We start from the raw sequence: 5873 nt of genomic DNA on the forward strand, positions 1-5873 counted from the left end.
GCCCAGCCCACCCGCGACCACCACCGACGCCAGCAGCAGCGCACCGCCCATCGGCACCCACGCGTACAACACCCCGGCCGGACCGGACCGTACGACCTCGTCACCGCCCGGCTTGATCACCACCGTGTACGTCTGCCCCTTGCGCACCGCCACCGTCTTCTCGATCACGACCCGCGCACGCGCCTGCGACCCCGAAGACAACGGCGCGTACGGCCCCGAACAACTGTCCGCACCGCAGCGCGCCACCTCGATCGTGCCCTGCTCCCGGCCCTTCGTCAGCATCACGTGCTGCGCCGTACCCCAGGACCCCCACACCCCCGCCACCAGAATCAGCAGCGCCACCACCCACATCGCCGCCAGCCGGCCGAACCGCAACACGGCCACCGAGACCTGACGGGAGGAACCCCGGCGGGGACCCCGATGGGACGTGGCGGCGACGGCGGAGGCAGGCATGGCCGGGATCATTGGCCATGCCCGAACGGCACGTCAACCTCGGTGGGTGACAAGTCGCGAGTTGTCCGTACCTTTCCGCGCCCCGCAGCCCCGCACGTCCCGGCTACGAGTTGTACGTGCCCTGCGCCCGCTCCAGCCCGTCGATGACCAGACACTCCACCGCGTCCGCCGCCCGGTCCACGAAGTAGTCCAGCTCCTTGCGCTCCGCCCCCGAGAAGTCCTTCAGCACGAAATCAGCCACCGGCATCCGCCCCGGCGGCCGGCCGATCCCGAACCGCGCCCGGTGGTACTCCGCGCCGAACGCCTTCGTCATCGACTTCAGACCGTTGTGCCCGTTGTCCCCGCCGCCCAGCTTCAGCCGCAGCACGCCGTAGTCGATGTCCAGCTCGTCATGGACGGCCACCACCTGGGCCACCGGCACCTTGTAGAACTCCCGCAGCGCGTTCACCGGCCCGCCCGACAGGTTCATGAACGACATCGGCTTCGCCAGCACCACCCGGCGGTTTCCCGGCCCCGGCGGACCGATCCGCCCCTCCACGACCTGCGCCTGCGCCCGCGCCGCCCGCTTGAACCTCCCCCCGATCCGCTCGGCCAGCAGATCGGCCACCATGAACCCCACGTTGTGCCGGTTCATCGCGTACTCCGGGCCCGGATTGCCCAACCCCACGATCAACCAGGGGGCATTGGCGTCGGTCGTCACGTCCATGTCTCCTTGATACGCGCCAGCCGCTGCCCCCGAAGGGAACAGCGGCTGACGAACGAACGACGACGGTGAGGATCAGGCCTCCGCGGAAGCCTCGTCGCCCTCGCCCGCCGCGGCCTCCTCGGCCTGCGCGGCCAGCACCTGGAGGACGACGGTGTCACCGTCGACGCCCAGCTTGGTGCCCGACGGCAGCGGGATGTCCTTGGCGAGCACCGAGTCACCGGCCGTCAGGCCCTCGACGGACACCGTGACGGACTCGGGGATGTGCGTCGCCTCGGCCTCGACCGGCAGCGCGTTGAGGACGTGCTCCAGCAGGTTGCCACCGGGAGCCAGCTCGCCCTCGGTCTGCACGAAGATCTCGACGTTGACCTTCTCGCCACGCGTGACCAGCTGAAGGTCGACGTGCTCGAGCGAACCGCGGATCGGGTCGCGCTGCACGGACTTCGGGATGGCCAGCTCGTTGGACTCGCCGTCGATGTCCAGGGCGATCAGGACGTTCGGCGTACGCAGCGCCAGGAGCAGCTCGTGACCCGGCAGCGTCAGGTGGATCGGGTCCGAACCGTGGCCGTACAGCACACCGGGAACCTTGTGGTCACGGCGGATGCGGCGGGCCGCACCCTTGCCGAACTCGGTGCGCGACTCAGCGGCGATCTTTACCTCGGACATGGAAATCACTCCTCGTAGAAACAGCGACGGACAAAGTCACCCGGCCACGAACGGCCTGCTACGAAGAGCGCGTCGATAACGGACAGCCGGACCACGTGACACACGCGGACGGCCTCCCTCGCCGAGCAACCTGGGCAGTCTACTCGGCGGGGGAGGCCGCGGAAAAGTTGACCTTGAGCGACCTCCGGTCGCGGGCGATCAGCCGGAACGGCAGACCACGTACGGCCTACTGCTCGTCGAACAGGCTCGTCACCGAACCGTCCTCGAACACCTCACGTACCGCGTTCGCGATCGTCGGCGCGATCGACAGCACCGTGATCTTGTCCACTTCCAGCTCACCCGGAGTCGGCAGCGTGTTGGTGAAGATGAACTCGCTCACCGGCGAGTTCTTCAGACGGTCCGCCGCCGGGCCCGAGAGCACACCGTGCGTCGCCGTCACGATGACGTCCTCCGCACCGTGCGCGAACAGCGCGTCCGCTGCGGCGCAGATCGTGCCACCCGTGTCGATCATGTCGTCGACCAGCACACACACCCGGCCCTCGACCTCGCCCACGACCTCGTGGACAGTCACCTGGTTCGCCACGTCCTTGTCACGACGCTTGTGCACGATCGCCAGCGGCGCGCCCAGCCGGTCGCACCAGCGGTCCGCGACCCGGACCCGGCCCGCGTCCGGCGACACGACCGTCAGCTTCGAGCGGTCCACCTTGCTGCCCACGTAGTCCGCCAGCAGCGGCAGCGCGAACAGGTGATCCACCGGACCGTCGAAGAAGCCCTGGATCTGGTCGGTGTGCAGATCGACGGTGAGGATCCGGTCCGCACCCGCCGTCTTCATCATGTCCGCGATCAGCCGGGCCGAGATCGGCTCACGGCCACGGTGCTTCTTGTCCTGGCGCGCATAGCCGTAGAACGGCACGATCACCGTGATCGAACGCGCCGACGCGCGCTTCAGCGCGTCGATCATGATCAGCTGCTCCATGATCCACTTGTTGATCGGAGCCGTGTGGCTCTGGATCAGGAAGCAGTCCGCACCACGAGCCGACTCCTCGTAGCGGACGTAGATCTCACCATTGGCGAAGTCGAAGGCCTTCGTCGGGACGACCCCGACACCCAGCTGGTGGGCGACCTCCTCGGCAAGCTCGGGGTGGGCGCGGCCGGAGAAGAACATCATCTTCTTCTCGCCGGTCGTCTTGATCCCGGTCACAGCACTGTCTCCTCAGAGGTGTCTCAGCCGGCTGTCGAGAGACCGCGCCGCTGGGCGCGACGGGGCCGTCTCAGCTGGTGGGGGTGCGGGTGTGCACTTATCACGGTACGCCGTGTACGACGCACTCGAATCCGGTCAGTCCTCGCCGTCGCCCTGCCGGGAAGCCGCCTCGGCAGCCTTCGCCGCCGCGCTCCCCGGACGCTTACGAGCCACCCAACCCTCGATATTCCGCTGCTGACCACGGGCCACGGCCAGCGAACCGGGCGGCACATCCTTGGTGATCACGGACCCGGCAGCGGTGTACGCACCGTCCCCGACCGTGACAGGAGCCACAAACATGTTGTCCGAACCCGTCTTGCAGTGCGAGCCGACGGTCGTGTGGTGCTTGTGCTCTCCGTCATAGTTCACGAACACACTCGCCGCACCGATGTTGGAGTACTCACCGATCGTCGCGTCCCCGACGTACGACAGGTGCGGCACCTTCGTGCCCTCGCCGATCACGGCGTTCTTCGTCTCCACGTACGTACCGACCTTCGACTTCACACCCAGCCGCGTACCGGGCCGCAGATACGCGTACGGCCCCACGGACGCCTGCGGACCCACCTCGGCGCCGTCGGCCACCGTGTTGTCCACCCGGGCCCCCGCACCGACCGTCGTGTCCTTCAGCCGGGTGTTCGGACCGACCACGGCACCCTCGGCCAGACGCGTCGCCCCGAGCAGCTGCGTCCCCGGAAGCACCACCGCGTCCTGCTCGAACGTCACCGCGACGTCGACCCACGTCGTGGCCGGGTCGACGACCGTCACACCGGCCAGCATCGCGGCCGTCAGCAACCGGTCGTTCAGGATCCGCCGGGCCTCCGCCAGCTGCACCCGGTTGTTGATCCCGGCGATCTCCCGGTGGTCGGCGGCCACCGAGGCCCCCACCCGATGACCGGCCTCCCGCAGGATCCCCAGCACATCGGTCAGGTACTCCTCACCCTGACTGTTGTCCGTACGGACCTGCTTCAACGCCTTCGCCAGCAACTGCCCGTCGAAGGCGAACACACCCGAGTTGATCTCCCGGATCGCCCGCTGCGCCTCCGAGGCGTCCTTGTGCTCCACGATCCCCGTGACCGCGCCGGACGCCTCGTCCCGCACGATCCGCCCGTACCCGGTCGCGTCCGGCACCTCGGCCGTCAGCACCGTGACGGCGTTCCCGTCGGCGTGGTGGGTGGCGGCCAGCTGGGCGAGCGTCGCGCCGGTGAGCAGGGGGGTGTCGCCGCAGACGACGACGACAGTCCCGTCGATACCGCCACCGAGCTGCTCCAGCCCCATCCGCACGGCATGCCCGGTGCCGTTCTGCTCCTCCTGCACGGCCGTCCGTACGGCGGGGTCGACCTCGGCGAGATGCGCGGTGACCTTCTCCCGCGCGTGCCCGACGACGACGACCAGGTGCTCGGGGTCCAACTCACGGGACGCGGCCAGCACATGGCCCACGAGGCTGAGGCCGCAGATGTCGTGCAGGACCTTCGGTATGGCCGACTTCATACGGGTGCCCTCACCCGCTGCGAGAACGACGACGGCTGCCGGGCGAGTGGCGCTCACGGAGTTGTCCTTCGGCTGTGGAGAGGTGGGACATCCGAAGGATACCGGGGCGTTTCCCGGCGGACATGAGAGCGGGTCCTGACAGTGCTGTCAGGACCCGGACCGAGCGTGGCTCCCCCGCCAGGACTCGAACCTGAACAGATGGCACCAAAAGCCACAGTGCTGCCAATTACACCACGGGGGAATATGTCGAACTAACCGGATATTTAACACCCGGCTGTCGAGTGGCGCCTCCTACTATGCCGTACCGGCCGCCCCGGATGCGACGGTGTCCGGTGGTCCTCCGTCGGGGAAACTCACCGGAAAAGGCGGGGCGGGCGACCGTAGGGTGGAGGTATGACCACGACGGGGGAAGAGTGCGCCTCGGCTCGGGGAGGGCCTTGGTGGTGGGCGAGGCGCCGCAGTGCGGTGTTCGACAGCGGTCTTGCGGTGGTGTCCGCCGCGGAGTGTGCGCTGGAGGGGTATCCGTTCGCGCAGGACGCGGGCGTTCCGGTGGCCGCGGGGATGCTGTTCGGGCTGCTCGCCGGGTCCGTGCTGCTGGTGCGGCGGAAGTGGCCGATCGCGGTGGTGCTGGTGTCGATCGCCATCACGCCGGCGCAGATGGGCTTCCTGATGGGGATCGTCGGGCTGTACACGCTCGCCGCGTCGGAGCTGCCGCGCCGGATCATCGGCTCGCTCGCGGCGATGCAGCTGGTGGGGACGTTGATCGTGACGTTCGTGCGGGTGCGGCAGGACATGGTGCGGGGGGATCTGGATCTGGGGGACTGGTTCATCCCGTTCGCCGCGATCACGACCTCGCTGGGGCTGACCGCGCCGCCGTTGCTGCTGGGGCTGTATGTCGGGGCGCGGCGGCGGTTGATGGAGAGTCTGCGGGAGCGGGCGGACAGTCTTGAGCGGGAGTTGCAGCTGCTGGCCGAGCGGGCCGAGGAGCGCGCGGAGTGGGCGCGGGGCGAGGAACGGACGCGGATCGCGCGGGAGATGCACGACGTGGTCGCGCATCGGGTGAGTCTGATGGTGGTGCACGCGGCGGCGTTGCAGGCGGTGGCGCGCAAGGATCCGGAGAAGGCGGTGCGCAACGCGGCGCTGGTGGGGGACATGGGGCGGCAGGCGTTGACCGAGCTGCGGGAGATGCTCGGGGTGCTGCGCAGTGGTGACGGTGTGGGGGAGCGGAGTGCGTCGGTGCCGTTGGCGGCGGTGGAGGTGGCCGCGGCGGCTGCCGCTTCGCGGGCGGTGGAGGAGGGGGAGGGGCCGTGTCTGTCGGAGCTG

At 69.0% G+C, this 5873-nt stretch carries 6 protein-coding genes and 1 tRNA gene; 1 reads left to right on the top strand and 6 read right to left on the bottom strand.

The features are described from left to right. From BZL64_RS30680 to BZL64_RS30705, 6 genes are all read right to left on the bottom strand, one after another. Positions 1-465: hypothetical protein (locus tag BZL64_RS30680; protein WP_086772413.1), on the bottom strand; the 465-nt coding region annotated here is incomplete at its 3' end. A gap of 91 nt (positions 466-556) precedes the next feature. Then, positions 557-1159: an aminoacyl-tRNA hydrolase gene (gene pth, locus BZL64_RS30685; protein WP_086772409.1), complete on the bottom strand. Its 603-nt coding sequence runs from the start codon at positions 1157-1159 to the stop codon at positions 557-559. Positions 1160-1231: 72 nt separating this feature from the next. After that, positions 1232-1822 (bottom strand): 50S ribosomal protein L25/general stress protein Ctc, encoded by a 591-nt coding sequence (locus tag BZL64_RS30690; RefSeq protein ID WP_086772410.1) that lies wholly within the window; start codon positions 1820-1822, stop codon positions 1232-1234. A gap of 226 nt (positions 1823-2048) precedes the next feature. Then, entirely contained in the window at positions 2049-3023 is a 975-nt protein-coding gene (locus BZL64_RS30695; RefSeq protein ID WP_086772411.1) for a ribose-phosphate diphosphokinase, read from the bottom strand. Positions 3024-3158: 135 nt separating this feature from the next. Next, positions 3159-4607, bottom strand: coding sequence for a bifunctional UDP-N-acetylglucosamine diphosphorylase/glucosamine-1-phosphate N-acetyltransferase GlmU (gene glmU / locus BZL64_RS30700; RefSeq protein ID WP_086772412.1), 1449 nt, complete (start codon positions 4605-4607; stop codon positions 3159-3161). Positions 4608-4716: 109 nt separating this feature from the next. Further along, positions 4717-4791: transfer RNA gene (locus tag BZL64_RS30705), tRNA-Gln, on the bottom strand. Between the two features lie 152 nt (positions 4792-4943). On the opposite strand from BZL64_RS30705, the gene BZL64_RS30710 reads away from it, so the two are divergent. After that, positions 4944-5873 (top strand): sensor histidine kinase (locus BZL64_RS30710; RefSeq protein WP_086772414.1); only part of this gene is annotated, 930 nt, incomplete at its 3' end.

This window comes from Streptomyces bobili, assembly GCF_002154575.1.
GTDB classification, from domain to species: domain Bacteria; phylum Actinomycetota; class Actinomycetes; order Streptomycetales; family Streptomycetaceae; genus Streptomyces; species Streptomyces bobili.